The organism is Rhizobium sp. R711 (genome assembly GCF_002211365.1).
Classification (GTDB): domain Bacteria; phylum Pseudomonadota; class Alphaproteobacteria; order Rhizobiales; family Rhizobiaceae; genus Rhizobium.
Genome location: NZ_LOKZ01000006.1, coordinates 36,751 through 57,339, shown reverse-complemented (window position 1 = coordinate 57,339; position 20,589 = coordinate 36,751). Strand labels below are relative to the sequence as shown.

Sequence of the window (20,589 nt, the reverse complement as noted above, 5' to 3'; positions counted from 1 at the left end):
CAAGAATTTGTTGATTGGGCGCTTATAACAGCCAAGCCGCCCTGTGCAAGAGAGAGCCTCCGAAGGGCCTGACGTGACCGCTTTGGTTGCATTTTTGCATGCCTGCTGCTATTTCTGTTGTGCACTCAAAGAGAAAGGAGGGTCGCGTGCAAAATTTCTATTTCCGGTTCAACCGGCAACGTGGCCCCGTCAACGCCCTGCAAATGCGTTTGCAGGGCTGACCAGAGACTGTTTCTCACAAACTTTCTTCCTGGTCTGCCCCTCGTGGCAGCAGTTCGAGCATCCGGCTCGTCTGCAACTATCCATCCACCGAGCTCCAAGCACACGCACGCGATGAAGGCTGCATGCCCTCGCCCGTGTGATCGCTCGGCAAGGCCAGAGCAAGATCATGCCCCTTATCAATATCCGCAATCTCGGCGTCACCCTCAGCGCACCGCTTTTCGCCAAGCTCGACCTCGTCATCAATGCCGGCGACCGCCTTGGGCTCGTTGCCGCCAATGGCCGCGGCAAGTCCACTCTGCTCCGCTGCATTTCAGGGGCGCTGGAGGCAACCCATGGCGACATCACACGCTCACGCGGGCTGGCGATCGGCTATGTCGAGCAGGACGTGCCGGCCAAGCTGCTCGACGTTCCGTTCCACGATGCCGTTCTGCAGGTGCTGCCGGCCGACCAGCAGGCCAACGAAAGCTGGCGTGTGGACATCGTACTTGACACACTCGACGTTCCCGAAGCCCTGCGCAGCTGCCCGGTCGGGCAGCTCAGCGGCGGCTGGCAGCGGCTGGCGATGCTGGCGCGCACCTGGGTGATGGAGCCGGATGCACTGCTGCTCGACGAGCCGACGAACCATCTCGATCTCGGCAAGATAGCAGCACTCGAGGATTGGCTGAATGCGCTGCCTCGCGATGTGCCCGTTGTCATCTCCAGCCACGACCGCGCCTTTCTCGATGCCGTCACCAACCGCACGCTGTTCCTGCGGCCGGAGCAGTCGCAAGTCTTTTCGCTGCCCTACAGCCCGGCGCGGGCAGCACTGGACGAGGCGGATGCGGCCGACAGGAGACGCTACGAACGCGACATGAAGACGGCCGAGCAACTGCGCAAGCAGGCGGCGAAGCTCAACAATATCGGCATCAACTCCGGCAGCGACCTGCTGGTGGTCAAGACCAAGCAGCTGAAACAACGCGCCGAGAAACTGGAGGATGCGGCCAGGCCCGCTCATCTCGAGCGATCGGCCGGGACGATCAGGCTCGCCAATCGCGGCACCCATGCCAAGGTGCTGATTACGCTTGATGATGCCGAAGTCCGCACGCCTGAAGGCACACCGCTTTTCCGGACCGGCAAGCAGTTTATCTGCCAAGGCGACCGGATCGTCCTGCTCGCGGAGAACGGTGCCGGCAAATCGCGGCTGATTGCGATGCTGCGAAAGGCGATCGGCAACGCGGAGACGGCGCAGGACGGCATCAAGGCCACGCCCTCGCTGGTGCTCGGCTATAGCGACCAGGCGCTTGCCGACTTGAAGGACAGCGAGACGCCGATGGAGACGATCATCCGGCGCTTCGACGTCGGCGATCAGCGGGCGCGGGCACTGCTGGCGGGCGCCGGCATGGCCATCGACATGCAGTCGCGTCCCGTCGGGCGGCTTTCGGGTGGCCAGAAGGCGCGGCTGGGCATGCTGGTTTTGCGGCTGACGGAGCCGAACTTCTATTTACTCGACGAACCGACGAACCACCTCGATATCGACGGGCAGGAAGCGCTGGAGGGCGAGCTCATGGCCCATCAGGCGAGTTGCCTGCTGGTCTCCCACGACCGCAGCTTTGTGCGCGCCATCGGCAACCGGTTCTGGCAGATCGAGCGCCGGCGGCTGGTCGAAGTCGAAAGCCCGGAGCCTTTCTTTGCGGCGGCTCGGCCTTAGAACAATTGGCCCGCCTCTCACGCGGCGGGCTTTAGGTCTGGGAAAGCGTGCCGTTTATCAGGACAAGGACCGCATCTGCTGGCCGGCCCACCATGCGCTTACACAGCGCGGGGGAGATGGCGGACGCATCCTCTGACCAATGTCCAAGATTGCGAGCTATCAGAACGAGGCCGGCGTGGCGCCGAGCAAGCTGAGCTTGCCGCCGCTGAGAGAATAGAGGCTCATCTTGCGCTCCACGGTTCCGCCCGGCATCAGCCGGAAGAGACCCGTCACACCGCGAAAGCCGACCTTGCTGGTCAGGTTCTGCGCGTTCATCCCCTCCGGCCCCTTTGTCCGGACAATGCCCGAGGCAACCGCCACCGCATCGTAGCCGTAAGCCGCATCGGTGGAGAGCGTGCGCTTGTAGTGGCGCTGGTAACGCTCGGCAATCATCGTCGCGCCTTCAGGCTCGACCATGGCGATCACCGCGCCTGCCACCGAGGGATCGGTGTAGGTCTGCGGCGGCCAGGCGCTCGTGCCGACGACGGCGACGTTCGTTTTGACGCTGGCTTTTACAGCGCCGGCAATAGTGGTCGTGATCACCGTCTTCCCGAGGACAAGCACGGCGTCGGCATTCTGCAGATTGACGCTGGCTTTCTTGACTGCATCCGATGCGGCAGCATCTGTCAGATCATAACGGGCAAGGCCGAGATAGGTACCGCCGCCGGCGCGGATCGCGCTTGCCAGCCGCTCCTCGCCCGCAGCCGGAAAATCGCTCTGCGCGAAAACCAGCACCTTCTTATGGCCGCTGGCAGCCGCTGCCCGCGCGCCTTCGATGGCGCTGTCGATCTCGTCGGAAACGAAGTTATAGACATTCCCCGATGTCGGCGGCACAGGCACGCTCAGATTGAGCAGAGGCGGTCGCTGATCAGCCGGTATCGCGGCGATGGCCGCTGTGACGACAGGCGATGCATAACTGACGAGGAGAACGGAGCCGCGTGCCTTTGCCGCGCTGACCGCGGTCGCGACAGCAGGACCGCCGGAGGCCACGTCGACAACCTTCACGAAAACCTGGTTGCCCCCGAGTTCGCCGACACCGAGGCCGGCGCCATCGCGCACGTCACGCGCAGCGCCCTCATAGATCCCGGTCGCACCCTTGGGCAGCAGCAGCGTGATCTCCGCTCCGGTTTCTCCAAAGCTCTCCTCGACCTCGCTCGACGGTGCCTTGATGTCATTGGTCTTCACATTCTTGGCGACACCATCGACGTCGGATTGGCAGCCGGCGAGCGCACCGCAGGCTACCACGATCGACATCGCGAGAACGGACTTGATGCGTTTCAGGGGACGGACGCCTTCCGAAGGCGACATTTGCCGTGGCGAGCGTAAACCATGCGAGCCTTGCACCGGCTCGATCGACTGCACTGTCACCTGCTCTCCACCCTCGTAATTGCGGCCTTTTCCTGGCCTTTAGCAGGACTACATATCTGCACAGGCAACACCGGAAAGCAAACCCTTCACCCAAACTTGGTTGACGGGCGCACTAAACTTTTATGTTCTTTTGAATGGATAGTTTATACTGACCTTATCCATGCTTAAATACCTGATTTTTATAGATGTTTTGTACGTTTCTCACAACCAACGAGAGACGACGATCCATGAAGTGCAGTATAAGAATAAGCAAAATTGCTGCTTTTACTTTCTCCGCATTTTCCCTTGCGTTCTCGCCGAACATGTCGTCGGCATCCGCCCTTCCGTCTGCGCAGTTTTCCGGCGCGATGCACTCGGTCGACTTCGCTGTCGATACGGCGCGCGTCCTGACGCTCGGTAGCGTTGCCGATCTCCTGAGCCTGGCAACGAATGTCATCGGCAGCATCGACGTTGCTGCGCTGACGCGCTCGCTTCAGCCCGAGCCTGCCGGCTGGGTGAAGGAGAGCGTCGCACCAACGCAACCGGTCGCGCGCCCGGCGATTGCCGCGCCGACGGGCAACGCCGCTTTCGGGACCGTCGCCATTCCTTTCAAACGACTTGCCGCCCTGCAGAAGTTCGAACCGTCTTTGGCGGAAATGACGGATGGAACCGCCATTAATTGCAGCGCCGGCGCATGCTCCGAGGCCGCAACCACCATCAAGGTTGCCTTCACCAAGACCTCGCAGTCCTCGATCCGCGACAAGCTCAACGCCATCAACATCACCGTCAATCACACGATCCGCTACAGTCGCGACATCGACACCTACAAGGTGGCTGATTACTGGGCGACGCCCGCCGAAACGCTCGCGCGCCAGCAGGGTGATTGCGAGGATTTCGCGATCCTGAAGATGGCCGCTCTGCACGCGGACGGCGTTGACCTCAAGGACATGTCTATCGTCGTGCTTTTCGATCAGAAGCGCCACTTCTACCACGCGGTCCTTTCCGTCGCGGTGAACGGCAACCACTTCATCCTCGACAACATGCGTGACGAGGTGCTGCCCGACACGAAGCTGCCTGATTACGTGCCGCTCTACTCGATTGCGGACGGCAAGGGCTACCTGCACGGAACGCGCACCGGCGCTAAGCAGGTCGCCTCCGCCATGCCGTTGGAAAAGGTTGCCCCCGGCGAAGGCGTTGCGTTCTGACAATCAGAGGCAAGACAAGAAAAAAGTGGCTGAAATTCAGCCGCCTTTTTCGTGACGGGATTTGGCGGTCAGTAGCGGGAGATATAGCCGATCAGCATCGGCTTCTCGTGGGTCGGCGCGAGAGCCAGATTGATCTGCCCCTTCATCGAGGCAGAGCCGACGCCGATGGTGAAACCGGTGTTCAGAGTCTTGCCCCGGTTGCGATAAAGCGTGGCAATGGCCTCGTCGATCTGCGTGTCGATCGAGAACCGCAAGCTCTTCGTCAGTTGCGCCGCATCGCCGAGCGGAAGTCGCTGGCGCAGCATGGTCAGGAAAGGATCGTTGAAGAGCTGGATCTTCTTTTCCTGCGTCAGCAGGATCGTCGGCGACGGCGACGCCTGAATGATGGCGTTGACGTTTGCCATGGACGAGGCGTCCTCGACGGTATCCAGCCGGCGCAGCGCCCACTTGAAGCTAAGCACACGCAGCAGCGAGGCAAGGTTGCCGGACTCCGGCATCTGCGAGGCTGTGTAGTGGACGAGGTCGGCAGTGCTCATCTTGCCGGCAGCCGACATGCGGCCGAGGCCATCCCAGTAAATCCGCTCGAGGCGAATGCCGCGACGCTCGCCGCCTCGGCCGACGACCGCCCGGAAGCGCGGCTCGATCTCATCGGCGCCGATGGCCGGCAAAGGCTCCTCGATCTGTTCGAGCTCGGAGAGTGCGTTGCTGCCAGGCTTAACGATCAGCATCCTATCGCTCCGTCAGCGCTTCGCTGCGCGCCTTGTTGATCGGCTTCATCAGGTAGCTCAGCACCGTCTTGTTGCCGGTCATGATTTCGACCGAGGCAACCATGCCGGGGATAATCGGATAGGACTTTCCATCACGCTCCAGCGCGGACTTGTCTGTCTTGACCTGCACCAGATAGTAGGTCTCGCCCTTTTCCTTCTCCACGAGGCTGTCGGCCGAGATGTTCTCGACGACGCCTTCAAGGCCGCCAAAGATCGAGAAATCGTAAGCCGTGATCTTGACGACGGCCGGCTGGCCGCGGCGCACGAAGGCGACATCGCGCGGCGAAATCTTGGCTTCAACCAGCAGCGTGTCGGCGGTCGGCACGATGCCGGCAATGACACGGCCCGGATCGACATAGGCGCCGATGGTGTTGACCTCCAGAGTATTGACGATGCCATCGACGGGCGAACGGATATCGGTGCGCTTGACGCGGTCGGAGGCGCCGCGGATGGTCTCGTCGACGACCGAAAGCTCGGCCAGCGCCTGCGCCTTGTCGGTCAGCGCCTGCTGGCGCAGCTCAAGTGCAAGATCGCCGAGCTGCAGCTTGGCCTCCTGCACGGCAGCCTGCAGGCGGTCGATGCTTTCCTGATAGACCTTGAGCTGGCCCTGCTGGTCGGTGAGATCGCGCTCGGTCTTCAGCACTTCCGTCTGCGCCACCAGCTTCTTCTGCGCCAGCGGGAAAATGAGGTCATACTGGCGCTGTGCGCCTTCGATGTTCTGCTGTAGGCGATCGATGTTCGCATGCGCTTCGCTGAGCTCGTTCTCGCGCTGGCGGACACGCTCCTGCAAGACGCCGAGCTTGTTCTGGTAGCTGGCGCGATCAGCGGCGAAGAGCTTCGCCTCGTTGCCGCAAACATCCTTGGCGACCGACATGATCTCCTCGGGGCAGATGAACTCAGCGTCGTACTGGCCCGCCTCCTCGAGCTTCAGGCGTGCAACCTTGGCGCCGAGCGCACGCGCCTTGGCAACGGATTCACCAAGCGTGGACGTCGTTGTCGTGTTGTCGAGCTGGACGAGCAGCTGGCCCTTGCGGACGACCTGACCGAGGACGACGGCGATCTGCTGAACGACGCCGGGCTCCGAAGACTGGATGATCTGCGTCTTCGACACCGGAATGACCTTGCCCTCGCCGCGGGCGATCTCGTTGATATCGGCGATCGCCGCCCATGCGATGAAGCTCGCAATCACGAGGGCTACCAGAGCCAGAATGCCGCGGGCGAGAAGCGGAGGATTGTCGTGGCGGTTGCTGGCGAGGCTCATGACTGCGCCCCCGCCGGCTTGCGCTGCATCGCTTCGATCACCGCATTCTTCGGACCGTCGGCAATGATCCGCCCCTTGTCGATGACGATCAGGCGATCGACGAGCTCAAGCATGCTGTAGCGATGAGTGGCGATCAAAAGCGTGGTGTCACGGCTGATAGCCTTCGACAAGCGCGCAATCAGATTGCGTTCGGTTGCCAAATCCATGGCGCCCGATGGCTCGTCGAGAAATACGATCTTCGGCTTGGTGAGCAGCAGGCGTGCAATCGTCAGTGCCTGCTTCTGGCCGCTCGACAGGTTCGTGCCGCGCTCGCCGACCGGCATGTCGAAGCCGCGAGGATGATTGCCGACGAACTCGTCGACACCGGTCATGCGGGCGACCTCGAGCAGTTCCTCGTCGGTCGCGTCGGCGCGTCCGATCAGCAGGTTTTCCTTGACCGTGCCGGAGAAGAGATCGGACGACTGGCCGGCCACGGCGACCGCCGAGCGAACCTCTGCCATGTGGTACTGGCGGATATCAACGCCATCGATCAGTACGCGGCCGCCCGAGGGGCAAAAGAGGCCGTCAAGCAAACGACCGAGCGTGGTCTTGCCGGAGCCGATGCGGCCGATGATGCCGACGCGCTCGCCCGGCTGCACCGTGAAGGACAGCTTGTTGATAACGGGATAGTCCGACCCCGGATACTGGAAAGATACATCCTGGAAGCTGAAGGCGCCGCGGGTAATCTCCCGGTTGACGAAACCGACGGTAGACGGACGATCGTCGGGCTGTTCCATGATCTTATCGAGGATGCGAAGGGACATGGTTGCCTGGCGGAACCGAGCCAACGTCATGGCGATCTGGCCGAGCGGCGCGCCGGCGCGGCTCGCCAGCATGACCGTCGCGACGATCGCGCCCATGGCAATGCGGCCTTCGGAGAACTCGTAGGTACCGGCAATCACGATCAGGACGCTCACCATCTGCTGGATGAACATCGTCATGTTGATGGCGTTCGTCGAGATATGCTTGATGTCTTCGCTGGTGCGGCTCGAATATTTGGTCAGCTCCTGCCAACGGCGGAGCATCGTCGCTTCGGCGCGCAGGCTCTTCAGCGTTTCGATCGTCGAAATCGTCTCCACCAACAGGGATTGGCGACGCGATGCCTCGTTGGCGGCAGTCGCCATGCGCTTGCCAATCGCGGCCTGCGCCCACAAGCCGATCGCAACCGACAGGACGAAGGCCACAGCCGGGATGACCACTAGCCAGCCCGAGATCAGATAGATCACGCCGAGGAAGATGAAGACGAAAAGGCTGTCGATGAGGACGCCGATCGTGTTCGACGTGAAGAACTCGCGAACAAATTCATACTGCGTCACGCGGTTGGCATATTCGCCGGTCGACAGCGGCCGCGAGGCGAGCGTCGAATTCAGCACCTTGTCAAACAGCAACTGCGACAGGCGCAGATCCGCCTTGCGTCCGGCATAGTCGATCAGCGACGAGCGCGCCGTCTTCAGAAGAAAGTCGAAAATATAGGCAAGCGAGATACCCCCGGCCAAAACCCAGAGCGTCGGGATCGCCTTGTTCGGCAGCACCCGGTCATAGACGTTCATCGTAAAAAGCGGCGAGCCGAGCGCAATCAGATTGATAAAGAGCGCCGCGATCATGACGCGGACATAGGTGCGCCAGTAAGGCACGAGCGTGGTTGCCAGCCAATGCCGCTTCTCGATCTCCACGGCATTGCCAACCAGCGCCTCTTCCGAGGCGTTCTGATAATAAAGCGTAAAGGCAAAGGCCAGCTGCGGCTTCAGCGCCAGGAATTCTTCCCGCGTCAGCCGGATGGCGTTGCCGGCAATCGGAACGATATCCGTGACATAGGAGCCGTCCTCGGCGACCTCGAGCAGAGGCAGCACGCTGCCATCGGCAAACGCGACGATCGCCGGACAATCGAAATTGCCCTGGCGGCATTCGCGCTCCTGGTGCTTGATCACCTGCAGGCCGATCCGTTCGGCCATGCGCTCGACATCGTCCACCTCAAGCGACTCGGTCACCTCATCCGGAAGACCGGAGAAGAGGACCGTGTCTGAGCTTGGTCGGCCATAGAACGCAGCCACGGACTTGAATGCGGCTTTGAAGGTCTGCAGCGGCGTGCTGCTGGAAGTCTCTGGCGCTACGTTCAGCATCGTTCCATGGCCGTTCGACTACTGCTGTCGAATTGGCGCTAGGAGATCCAGGGGCATGCCGGCCTTCTGATGGGAATCAAGCTCGACATATCCAGGATTCGCGACGCTCGCGGGGACAGCAAACCCTTCCCGCGCATAAGGCTGGCTTTGCTCGACCGGCTTCAGCTTCATCGTCTGCAGCAGATTGCCGGATGCCGCCAGAATCTTGTACTCGGCAAACTGCGACGCGACCCGCGCCGTGTCGGCAAGGACCTGTGTATTGAACTTCGTGTTCTGCGCATCGAGCACGTCGAGCAGCGAGCGCTGACCAACCTTGAACTGCTCGCGGTAGGAACCGACGAGCTGGTTGTTGATCGAGGCCTGCTTGTTCAGGATGCCGGACAGCTCGCCGCGGCTGACGCGCTCGTTCCAAGCGGAACGGACCGACTCTTCGACCTCGCGCTGAACCTGAGCGAGATTATAGCGCTGCTCACCGGCGCGGCGGATCTGCTCCTGCTCGCGAGCAACATCGATGCCGCCGCGATAGAGGTTCCAGCGGGCAACGACACGGACCTGGTAGTCGTTGGTGTTGCCTTCGTCGCCGTCGATGTCGTTGCCGACGCGGGCGGCGCCTTCGAGATTGACCTTCGGCAGGTAGTTGGCGCGCGCGCCGCGAACACCGGCATCGGCCGCATCGACGTCGGCATTGGCCGAATAGATGCGCGGGCTGTTCTTGCCTGCAACAAAGACCGCGTCGTTCAACGTCTTCGGAACATACTTGCCGACCGATGGCGGCGTCTGCGCATTGGTGATCGGCTCGCCGACTGCCTGCAGGAAGCGGATCTTCGTCTGCTCGAGTTCCTCGAGCGCCTCACGCAGCCGCGCCTTGGCGGCCTGCAGACGCTCGCTGCCCTGCAGGCGGTCGGCGTCGGTCAGGGCGCCACCCTTGATGCTCTCGTCGATATCGCCGACCATCTGCGTGTGGAAGGCGACGTTCTGCTTGGCAGCAGCGACGATCTGATTTTGGAGCATATATTCCAGATAATCCTGCGTCACTTCGAGGGCGAGCGACTCAGACCGTTCAAGGACGCGAAAGGAAGCGCCATCGACACGCGAAGCCTGCTGCTCGACCTGCGCGCGGCGGCTGCCGCCATCGTAAAGTGTCTGCGTGACCGTAAGACCAACATCGCCCGGCGACAGATAGTCATGATCGTCTCTCAGCGAACCGGAGCTGGCATTCGACAAGCGACGACGGCCGATCCCGCTCTCCAGGTCTACCGATGGCAAGTATAAACCGCGCGCCTGGCGCAGTTCAAACTCGACAGCTTCACGATCCTTCGCAGCCTGCAAGATCTGCGGGTTCGTTTTCATCGTTTTTTCGATAGCCTGCTGCAGAGATATTGCATTCGCATCAGCATAAAACGAAAAACTGAAAGCAACCGTCGCAGACAATGCTGCAAAAATTCTTTTGCCTTTAAACAAGATCGATGCCCCTCAACATCAAAGATTCACCGGCGTACCCGTATACCAAAGTCTCTTCTTCAGCAAATAAGTAACACCAATCTTTCCACATTCCAATTGCGGCCCCAAGCATTCCTGCCAAAACAGTTAATCGCGGTGGACAACTGCCTAAAGCGAGAATTTTACAGGATTTTTTAACGGGGGCTTTGCCCGAACCTGTTTATCTGGCATGACTTTCAAACGGACAAGAACCCCGATGAATTTAAGCCAGCGTTACTCTTCCGCCACAATCGTTTCAGCTCTTCGGATCGCCACCCTCGGCGCGGTCTGCTTTGCGGCTGGATCCGTCGGCGTTTTACTTATCTTAAACCTTATCGTGCCGGATCGACCATTTTTGGTAGGATTTATCGGCGCAGGCTTAATTTCACTTCTTGTTGCATTTCCGCTGCTTCTGATCTTGCAGCTCAAAGTTGGTGACCTCAAGAAACTACAAGAAACGGTTAACTATGCTGCGCGCCACGACGCTTTAACGAAGACGCTGAACGGTACTGCCTTTGCAGCTGCCGTCGAGCACTACATCGATCGGCGCAAGCGAATCGCAACCGATGCCGGCGGCGTGATGATAGCCGTCGTGATCGATACGCTCGACGAGATCAGTCGGCGTTACGGCCCGCAATGGGCCGACACGGTCATGCAGTCGCTTGCCGCGATCATCCAGTCCTCGGTCAGAAAGGGCGATCTTGTTGCTCGCCTCGCCACCAACGAACTCGGGGTATTTCTCCCGGGTGCGACGGTCGAAAACGCCCAGGATGTCGGCACCCGTATCCGCCGGCGCGTGGCCGAGGCCTCCTTCTCGGCGGAAGGCACGCCGATGACGATCGGCGTGCGCCTCGGCGGCGCGGTCTTCGAGGGAGCGACCGACTTCAATCACATCCGCCAACTGGCCGACGAAATGGCGATGCAGCGCGGCGGCGAGACCGAAGACGCCATTCCGTTGTCGCGGCTGCCGGCCGCCTGATCCGACCGATCAGTAACAGCGAGCAAAGGGCGCCGAAAGGCGCCCTTTGCTCGTTGAACCCTATTGTCCCGCGTATCCGGCGTCTCTCTTCCTTTGAGAAGAAAAGCTGCCTGCGGCCGTGCACTGGCGGGAGACGCGGATCATCTCCAAGCCCGGCCGAGGAACCGCTCGGCAATATAACAGGCGCAAGAGGATGGGTAATCCGACGTGCGGAAGATTGCCCACACCGATCCCGGAAGGCAGAAGATGCGCCGATAAAGCACCTTTTCTTCCGAGGTGAGCGCGCCTCGGTCGCCCGTGACCGGGCCAGTCTCGCTAGAGTCGTCGTCCGAGCCAGAGCCGACTCCGTCCGCTTCGCGAAAGCGGTGGCGAATGACCATGCGGGGACAGCAGCAAGAGAAGGGCTTGCCCCGAATCGGTACCAGAAAGCAGAAAAGGCGCCGAAGAAGGGCGCCTTCTCCTTTGCAGGTTCGTACGAACATCAGCCGACGTGCGGTGCCGTCGTCGTGTCGTGCTTGTCGTCGTAGAGGATCTTGACCGCTTCCGTGGTGTTCTGGAGAATCGCCACATCGTGCCAGCCGCCACTGGCGTTGACGCTGACGACGGTATCCGCGCCGGTGACCGTCGTCTTGACGCTGGCGAGCGCCTCTGCCTCGCTCGCCTGGTGGCCGAGCAGGCTGTCGAGGAGCTTAGACACATCGAGGGTGTCGCCTTCGCTGGCCTTGAAGTCGGTGATGACATCGGCGAGCTTGACGTCGTTCAGAGCATCGGCGTCGAGGACGAAGGTGTCGGCCCCTGCCCCGCCCGATATCGTGAACATGCCGCCGCTGCCTGACAGGATGTCGTCGCCGTCGCTACCGATCAGCGAATAGGCATTGCTGCTATTTTCGCTGCCACCGAGCGACGTATCGAAGGCAACCTCGACGAAGTGGCCGGTCGCGCCGTCTGTCAGAGTGTAGTCGCCATCGGCGAGGATCGACTGGCCGTTGATCTCCGCGTTGGAGGCGCTAGCGTCGAGCGAGATGCTGCTGATCGAATGATCCGCCAGGCTCGAAAGCTCGCCGCTATCGGTGATGCCGTTATGGTTCAGGTCCTGCCAGACGGTGAGCTTCGAGAAGACCTCGTCGGTCGCATCGATCTTGCCGTCATGGTTGCTGTCAAGCGCCGCCAGCGCCGCCAGACCATCGACGTAGGTGCCACCAGCAAAGTGCGGCGAGAAGATCTCGCTGCCATTGTCGATCTTGCCGTTGCCGTCCACATCGAGTGCCAGGATGCCGTCGCTGCCAGCCGTCCAGGCGATCTGGTCCTTGTGACCGTCGGCATTGATATCGAACTGGACGCCTTGATCGAGCGAGGTCAGCGCGACTCCATTGTGGTCGAGGTCGAGGACAATGGGGTCGATGTGGCTGTTGCCGATCAACGTCGCAAGGCTGGTCCCGCCGCTGATCAGGTTGACGTTCTGCAGATCGACCAGGATGTCCTTGCTCGCATCTGGGGTGTCCCCGACCTGTTCATAGATAAAGGTGTGGGCCGTACCGCCGATCGTCGCTGTGAAGGCGACGGTCGCTCCCGCGTTGCCCATATCGTTTTGGTGCAGATACTGCACCACCGCCGCGACCTGGCTCGCCGACGACAACGTCACCACATTGTTGGAGGCGTTTTCGAAAGTGATGATGCCGTTCGTGATGCTGTGCTTGCTGATCTGAGAGCTGCTTATTGTCAGCGACGAGTTCGTACCGTCGACCCAACCGCTAGTATTTCCGGCGGCAAATGGGGTACCAGCGAGGTTGAGGATATCAGCCGTCGTATCGAAGTCGGTGATGATGTCATAGCCAGATATAGTCCCGTTGTCTCCGTTGCCGCCGGTGGTGCCGAGCGACTCGCCACTGCCGATGACGAACGTATCCGCGCCACTGCCGCCGGTCAGGGTGTCAGCGTCCGCTCCGCCGGCCAGGATGTCGTTACCAATACCACCGTTGAGGATGTCATGGTCCTGCCGGCCGTACAGCATATCGTTGCCGCCGCTGCCGGTGAGCACGTCCTCGCCGGACGTCCCGTAGATGGTATCGGCCAGAGTCGTGTTGCCGGTGACCGGGATGCCCGGGTCGCCAGGATTATGGGTGAAGAAGTCGAACGTTACCGTTCGGGCCTGGAAGTTGCCGCCGTTATTGTCGGTGTAGACCAGCGTCCAGGTGTTCCCGGCTGCCGGGGGGTTGCCGATCAGGTAGCTCGCCAGGGTCGTGGAGGTGGCGTTGCCGGCAGCGTCCAGCAGGTAGATGTGGTCGTAGTCGACCGTCGCCTTCATCAGCCCACTTGCCGAGTCGTAGAACCAGCTCTGCTCAAACGTGCCGGCCGACCGGTCGTCCTCGACGACGGCGAAATGGTTCGCGCCGATGCGGATCTCCACCTGGACTTCTTGTTCGCGCGCCGACCCGGCCGAGCCGTCGCCAAAAGCCCCGGGGTTTTGTTCGTCAGCGGGGATGGGCGTGGCGAACGGGGACTTCTGGAAATCCGTATAGACCACGACCGTCGAACCATGCGGATCCGCGAGGATGCCGTTGACCGTTCCCTGCGACAGCGTCAGCGTCTGGGTCTGATCGTTGCCCGAGGTCAGCGGGCTGCCGCCGCTGCCGATCTGCTGGACATCCGAAGGCAGGCTCGTCGGCGGGACTTCGTGAATCCCGACGTTCTGAGTGACATGCACGGTACCGTCATAGACGTCGAGCTTCAGCGTCAGGTTCTGCGCGTCGGTCTGGCTCGATGTCGGCCGATAGACCACGCTGTCAAGCAGGTTGATGCCGTGGGCGAGATCATAGAGCGTAACCCCCGCCGTGAGGGCGACATAGCCGCTGCCGTCGTTATAGAACACGCCCGTGGGAACTGTGCCGGACACCTTCACGACCAGGTTGTTGTGGTCGGCATCGGTCGGCGCTTCGATGTGCAGCGGATACCCGTTGGGATAGCTCGATGCACCTGACGTGTACTGAGCCGGATCGCTCGACAGCCAGTTTTCGGAGTCGACGACGGTTGGCGGGGTATTGACCGTGGTACTGGTCGAGCCGGTCGTGAGCAGGCTCTCATACTCGTTCTGCCCTGTGACCGAGGTGATCGAGTTGCTGATCGAGCCGGAATAGCTGTCCGCACCGAAATGTAGGTCGACCGTTACCGAGGTCTGGCCCTGCGGCAGTGTGATCGTGCCGCCGTGGGCAAGTGTGAACACGAGGCCCTCGGCATCTAGCGGCGCGATGGGGCCCGTGGGACCGGACAGCGTGATTGTATACGATATCGTGAAAACGCCATCGCTGTAGGTAGCGTTCCCAGCGGTGAGCGTCGCGGTGACGGCGTCGATGGTGTCGGTGACCGTCGCGGTCGCCGGCGTCGTGTCGGGAACGAGGTTTTCGAAGCCGCCGCCCGAGGCGCTGGTGATCGTCGCCGTCTTCGAAGAAGCGTCGCTGTAGACGTCCTCGCCATTGCCGGCGGCAATCGTCAGCGTGCCGGTGGTCTGGCCGTTGCCGATGGTGATATCGCCCTGGTCGGTGTGGACAATCGTGATGCCCTGCGAGGCGCTCGACAGCGTCGCGGTGAAGACGAAGCTGGCGCCAGCGCCTTCCTGCTGGGTCGAGGCGGTGAGGCTTACGGTCGTGGTATCGATGGTGTCGGTGACCGTCGCGGTCGCCGGCGTCGTGTCGGGAACGAGGTTTTCGAAGCCGCCGCCCGAGGCGCTGGTGATCGTCGCCGTCTTCGAAGAAGCGTCGCTGTAGACGTCCTCGCCATTGCCGGCGGCAATCGTCAGCGTGCCGGTGGTCTGGCCGTTGCCGATGGTGATATCGCCCTGGTCGGTGTGGACAATCGTGATGCCCTGCGAGGCGCTCGACAGCGTCGCGGTGAAGACGAAGCTGGCGCCAGCGCCTTCCTGCTGGGTCGAGGCCGACAGGTTGACAGTGGTCGGGTCGAGCGTGTCGGTGGTGTTGAACGAGATACTCGCCGACGAGGTATCGCCGTCGCCGTCCTTCACCGTGTAGGTGAAGCTGGACGAGCCGCCGTCCTGGTAGATCGTGTTCGCCTGGGCGGTGAACTGATAGCTGCCGTCGGCCTTCACCTGCAGCGTGCCGTGCTGCACGCTGAACTGCTGCGACCAGCCGTCATTGCCGAAGACTAGGTTGGAGCCGTTGATCTGCGTGACTGTCGCGCCATCCGCGCCCTTGACGAAGTCGAGGGTGCCGGTGGTAACCGCGCCCTCGGCAACGTTCTGCTGGGCCTCGTTGCTGGCGTCAGGGCCGTCGTCGTTGATGGCAATCGTCAGCGTGCCGTTGGCACTGTCGCCGTCGGTGTCCGTAACGATAATGCCATAATTGGCGAGGACCTGGTCGGCCGCGCCGGTCTGGTTATGGTCGCTATGGGCGGTGTTGTCGGCAAGCGTGAACTTGTAGGAGACCTCGTGGGTCGCGGCGTTGTAGCCGGTGATCACCAGCGTTCCGAGAGTCGAGCCGCCCGTGACGGTGATGGGCGACTGCGCCGAGGCATTAAGTTGCGCGAGGGTGATCGTATTCGTGCCGATCTGAAGCGTGGCGAGCCCATCCGGCGCAGTGATGGTGAAGCTGCCGGTGGTGGTCAGCGCCGCCGAGTCCGGCGACGAGCCCCAGGGCAGATCGGCCTCCGAAACCACAGCGTCGCTGTTCGAGGCGGCAGTGTGGAGATCGCCGATCGTCACGCCATTGTCCGAAATCGAGATCGTCAGCGTGGCCTGCGAGCTGTCGCCGTCGCCATCGGTAAGCGTGTAGCGGAAAACGTCGCTGTCGGTGACCGGCGAGCCGTCGGTGCGATGATAGGCGTAGCTGCCGTCTGCATGCAGTTCCAGCGTGCCGTACTGGCCATGGATCGTCAGGACGCCGCCGGCATTCGTCGCTGTATGACTCGGCGCGTTATTGCTGGTGACCCCGGTGACCGTTGCGCCGTCGGTGCCGACCGTATCCTTGCCGGCAGCATCGGTAATGACGTTGCCGCTGGCCTCCAAGTCGGAGACGCTCTGGGTGTCGTTCACCGCCAGCGGACCGTCGTCCTGGAATTGCACCTTGAGCGCCACCGGGGACACGGCGCTGGCCGTGTCGCCGTCGGTGTCGGTCAGGGTCCCCTTGATGTGAAGATCGGCCGCCACGGTGGCGATGTCGTCATAGGCGCCGTTAACGTTGCTGGAACGCGCCACGTCGTTGTGGATCGCCTGGTACTGCGCGATCCAGATATGGCCGGCGTTGTCGACATAAACCTTGAAGACCTGGTTGGTGGCCGTCGAGGGATCGCTGCCGGTATAGCCGACCAGCGCGCCGCTGCTGTCGGTGGCCAGATTGATCGCGAGGCCGGTCGTCGTGGTCAGGCCTGAATTGACGCCGTCGAATCCGTAGCCGTTCGCATCCGTGACCGCAAAGGTCCAGGCGCCGCCGCCCGAGGCGTTATGGTCGGCGCCGACGGTGCCGTTGAACAGCGCGGTGAAAGCACCGTTCGGGGTGAGCACGCTCGCCGACTCGGCATAGCCGATGGCGCCGTCCTTGTAGATCGCGCTGTAGGCGTCGGTCCCCGAGTCCGGCGCGGCGTGATCGTTCGACGCGTTGGGATCGGGTGCGTTGTTGACGCCCGCCGTCTCGTCCTGGCCAAGAGTGAACGTCTCGTTTGTGATCGTCGTCGTGACGGTGGTGACGGAAGTCGAGATGCCCACAATGCCGAACTTGTTGCCGGAATTGCCGTTAATGCCGTCGTAATTGCTGACGTTGAGGGCGTCGAAAGTGGCGCCGGCCGCCCCATGAACCGAGATGGTGGCGTTGTCGGGCATGTTGTCGAACAGGTAGCCGATAAGCACGCCGCCCTGGTAGACTGCGGTTGCCGGCACAGGCGCATCGAAGGTCAGCGCGACGAAGGTTCCGTCATGGGTGGCCGAGACGAAGACGTCGGATGTTTTGTTGCCATTGACATTCACTTGGAAGGAGGCGTTGGCGTAATATTCCGGTCCGCCGTGGAACGTATTGTCGGCCTGCAGGTTTGCGCCGAACTTCATAAACAGAGATTCGCCGCCGTCTAGCCACTGGCTGCCGGAGCCGATCTGGCCCTGTCCATTGCTGTTGACCTTCTCGCCGCTACCCGTCTTGATCAGCACGTCGTGGTCGTTGGTGCCGTTCACGCCGAACGCGCCGAGGGCATCGACGGCGCCGGCCTTGAGATCGTAGCTGTGCGTGTCCACGTGGGTATCGATCGTGGTCGTCTGGATCGCGTCGCGCGCTGAGACGACCGGCACGTCGTCGATCACGGTGATCTTGAAGTCAGTGACTGGCGCGTGGTCGCCGGCATCGCCGGTATCAGAAACCGTTACGAGCCCGCCGAGGTCGATGACCAGCGAGTCCTCGCCCGTCGTCTGGGTCGAGCCGTGAACCGGGTGGTCAACCGGACCTTGCAGGGTGAAGGTATAGGCGCCGGTCGTTTGGTTGGTGATAGCCAGCGTGAAGATGGTTGTGCTGCTGGCGGAGTACCCGCTCGATCCGGTGCTGTTGGTATACCCCACCAGGGTGGTACCGTCATCGCTCTGATGGAAGTAGACCGTATACCCCCCCGACGTCAGCAGCGTAGAACCCCCTCCGCTGACCGTTGTGACTGCAACACTGTCAGCAACGGCGCCGATGGCGAAGCTGAGCGTTCCATCCTTGCCACTAATGCCGAGTGCGCTCGTAAGGACACCCTGCACCGCATTCGAAAGCGTGGCGTCATCATTGCCACTGAGCGACAGGAGATCCGGGTTGCCTCCAGAAAGCTCCTCTTCCTCGACGACGCCGGTCGCCGAACCGGTGATCTCCAGCGGCGTGTTCTGGTGCGGGACGGTTACCGTCAGCGTCGCCGTGTCGGTGTCGCCGTCGCCGTCCGTCAGCGTGTAGGTGAAAGTGTCGGTACCGCCTGTGTGGTCGGCGGGGTCCTGAGCGTAGATGTAGTGGCCGTCAGCAAAGAGCGTCAGCGTGCCGTGAGCGCCATGGACCTCGAAGCCCGCACCATGAGTTCCGTCTGTGACGTTCGTCACGGTGGCATTGCCGAAGCTCACCTCGCTGACATGCGCGCCATCGGCGCCGGTCACATCCTTGCCGGCGGTGCCGCTGGTGGTGTCGGCGCCGGTGATGACGTTGCCGTCGGTCGAGAACGTGTCCGTGTCGAAGGAGTCCGTGTCGTCATTGGCCGTCGGGCCGTCGTCGTTGATGGCAATCGTTAGCGTGCCGTTGGCACTGTCGCCATCGGTGTCCGTAACGGTGATGCCGTAATTAGCGGAGACCTGGTCGTCCACGCCGGTATGGGCGGTGTCACCATGCGTTGCGTTATTGGCGAGCGTGAATTTGTAGGAGACCTCGTGGGTCGCAGCGTTGTAGCCAGTGAGCACCAGCGTTCCGAGCGACGAGCCGGCGGGAGTAACAGAGATCGGGAATGTGGCCGCGTTCAGGAGATCGGCGCCGTTGATGGTCGTCGCGCCAATCGTAACGCTCGCCAAGCCATCCGGAGCCGAGATCGTGAACTTGCCGTCCACGACAGTCGGATTGGCGGACAAGCCCTCGGCCGAGCCGCCGGGGAGCCCGGCTTCCCAGACCACGGCGTCGCTGCCGGTGGCAGCGCTGTCGAGGTCGCCGATCGTTACGCCATTGTCCGTGATGTTGATCTTGAGCGTCGCGGTGTCGCTGTCGCCGTCGCCGTCGGTGAGCGTGTAGGTGAACGTGTCGCTCACCGTGTCGGCCACGGGCGAGTCGTTGGTACGGATATAGCTGTAGTGGCCGTCCTCGTAGATGGTCAGCGTGCCGTAGGTGCCCGTAACCTGGTGGCCATGGCCATACGCGTCGGTGACGCTCGTCCCGGTTTCGTTGCCGAACGCAACGTTCGTCACACTGGCCCCGTCAGCGCCCTTCGTGTCGAGGCCCGCGGTGACGCTCTCGTCCGCCCCGCTGATCACGTTGCCGGTCGCGCTCGGGCCTGAAACCGCATCCTCGTCATTGGCGGCCGTCGGGCCGTCGTCGTTGATGGCAATCGTTAGCGTGCCGTTGGCACTGTCGCCATCGGTGTCCGTAACGGTGATGCCGTAATTAGCGGAGACCTGGTCGTCCACGCCGGTATGGGCGGTGTCACCATGCGTTGCGTTATTGGCGAGCGTGAATTTGTAGGAGACCTCGTGGGTCGCAGCGTTGTAGCCAGTGAGCACCAGCGTTCCGAGCGACGAGCCGGCGGGAGTAACAGAGATCGGGAATGTGGCCGCGTTCAGGAGATCGGCGCCGTTGATGGTCGTCGCGCCAATCGTAACGCTCGCCAAGCCATCCGGAGCCGAGATCGTGAACTTGCCGTCCACGACAGTCGGATTGGCGGACAAGCCCTCGGCCGAGCCGCCGGGGAGCCCGGCTTCCCAGACCACGGCGTCGCTGCCGGTGGCAGCGCTGTCGAGGTCGCCGATCGTTACGCCATTGTCCGGGGTGGGCGTGTCGACGCTCGGCGGGTTTGCGGCCAGAAGATTGCCGCTGCCGCTGTCGCGGCCGCCGAAGAGGCCGCCGGGCTGCCCATCGGGCTGGTCTGTGGGCGGGAGAAGGTCCGCTATCAGCGGCGGCAGATGGGGAGGCTGCTGGATCGTGTCGAAGTTGCCGCCTGAGCTTGGAGCGGATGCGCTCGCCGAATAGGAGCCATCGGGACCCGCAGCGACGTTGATGTTGTTCTGCTCGAGGGCGGCGATCACGGCTTGCTGCGGCAGCTCGACTTCGCCAAGCAGGAAGGTCGGCACGTGCAGGGCGCCGTTGACGATGACGATCTCCGTGCCATCAGCCTGGACCAGTACAAGATTGTTGCCTTCGACGCGGATGTCGTCGATCGATACGTCAGCCGGCAGATGTGCAACGTTGTGCTGATCCGGGACGACTTCAACCGCATTGCCGTTGGCAGCTGCGATCTGCGGAGCCGCCGGCACGCGGTCGGTCTTCTCAGGTTGCTGGCTATTATCGGCCTGTGCGACCTCGACGCCCTGCCGGGCGGAAGTCTCAATACTTGCATCTTCATGAATGTCCTGGCGGAAGTCGTGCGAGACGTTTTCGCTTGCGATAGCGGAAATGCGCGGATCTTCGATAGACATAACAAAACAACCCCAATGTGAAACTGGGACCAATCAATTACGCAGAAGAACCAAAATCAATGCTTGCGGCGGCTTCAGACATAGCCGGTTATGCATCCACCCAAAAATGTTTGAGGAAGAGTTAACAGCAGGCGCCCGAATATCGCCGGAAACGCTAAAATTCTAATAAAATTAATGAAATACGAACGAGCTTCGGCATTCGCCGCAGCGCGCCCTCGGCTCTCGATTCGATGTCCGCGCCACGCTGGATCACATTCCATCAACCGGCTTGAAACCCTCAAATCAAGCAGCGCAGGACGGCGTCCGGCCGTCTTACGCTG

At 61.9% G+C, this 20,589-nt stretch carries 9 protein-coding genes; 3 read left to right on the top strand and 6 right to left on the bottom strand.

The genetic code is table 11. The features are described 5' to 3' along the window. Window positions 1-388 precede the first annotated feature (388 nt). Window positions 389-1,909, top strand: coding sequence for an ABC-F family ATP-binding cassette domain-containing protein (locus ATY80_RS09955; RefSeq protein WP_088692375.1), 1,521 nt, complete (start codon window positions 389-391; stop codon window positions 1,907-1,909). A gap of 159 nt (window positions 1,910-2,068) precedes the next feature. Here the strand turns inward: ATY80_RS09955 and ATY80_RS09950 are convergent, their stop codons facing one another. Beyond that, entirely contained in the window at window positions 2,069-3,316 is a 1,248-nt protein-coding gene (locus tag ATY80_RS09950; protein ID WP_245306789.1) for a hypothetical protein, read from the bottom strand. 302 nt (window positions 3,317-3,618) lie between these two features. On the opposite strand from ATY80_RS09950, the gene ATY80_RS09945 reads away from it, so the two are divergent. Then, window positions 3,619-4,500: a transglutaminase-like cysteine peptidase gene (locus ATY80_RS09945; protein WP_245306788.1), complete on the top strand. Its 882-nt coding sequence runs from the start codon at window positions 3,619-3,621 to the stop codon at window positions 4,498-4,500. 68 nt (window positions 4,501-4,568) lie between these two features. On the opposite strand, the gene ATY80_RS09940 is transcribed toward ATY80_RS09945, so the two are convergent. From ATY80_RS09940 to ATY80_RS09925, 4 genes are read right to left on the bottom strand one after another with little or no spacing between them, the layout of a single operon-like run. Further along, window positions 4,569-5,228: a ribbon-helix-helix domain-containing protein gene (locus ATY80_RS09940; protein WP_088692278.1), complete on the bottom strand. Its 660-nt coding sequence runs from the start codon at window positions 5,226-5,228 to the stop codon at window positions 4,569-4,571. Between the two features lies 1 nt (window position 5,229). Next, complete coding sequence (locus ATY80_RS09935) at window positions 5,230-6,528, bottom strand: HlyD family type I secretion periplasmic adaptor subunit (RefSeq protein ID WP_088692277.1); 1,299 nt, start codon at window positions 6,526-6,528, stop codon at window positions 5,230-5,232. Further along, window positions 6,525-8,687: a type I secretion system permease/ATPase gene (locus ATY80_RS09930; protein ID WP_088692276.1), complete on the bottom strand. Its 2,163-nt coding sequence runs from the start codon at window positions 8,685-8,687 to the stop codon at window positions 6,525-6,527. The genes ATY80_RS09935 and ATY80_RS09930 overlap by 4 nt, the downstream gene beginning before the upstream one ends. 18 nt (window positions 8,688-8,705) lie before the next feature. Beyond that, window positions 8,706-10,067: a TolC family outer membrane protein gene (locus ATY80_RS09925; protein WP_088692374.1), complete on the bottom strand. Its 1,362-nt coding sequence runs from the start codon at window positions 10,065-10,067 to the stop codon at window positions 8,706-8,708. A gap of 454 nt (window positions 10,068-10,521) precedes the next feature. Here ATY80_RS09925 and ATY80_RS09920 point away from each other — a divergent pair, with 454 nt between their 5' ends. Continuing rightward, on the top strand, window positions 10,522-11,145 hold the full coding sequence (locus ATY80_RS09920) for a diguanylate cyclase (protein ID WP_245306787.1): 624 nt from the start codon (window positions 10,522-10,524) through the stop codon (window positions 11,143-11,145). A 481-nt stretch (window positions 11,146-11,626) separates the two neighbouring features. Here ATY80_RS09920 and ATY80_RS09910 read toward each other — a convergent pair whose 3' ends face one another. Next, window positions 11,627-20,269: an immunoglobulin-like domain-containing protein gene (locus tag ATY80_RS09910; RefSeq protein WP_088692273.1), complete on the bottom strand. Its 8,643-nt coding sequence runs from the start codon at window positions 20,267-20,269 to the stop codon at window positions 11,627-11,629. Window positions 20,270-20,589 lie beyond the last annotated feature (320 nt).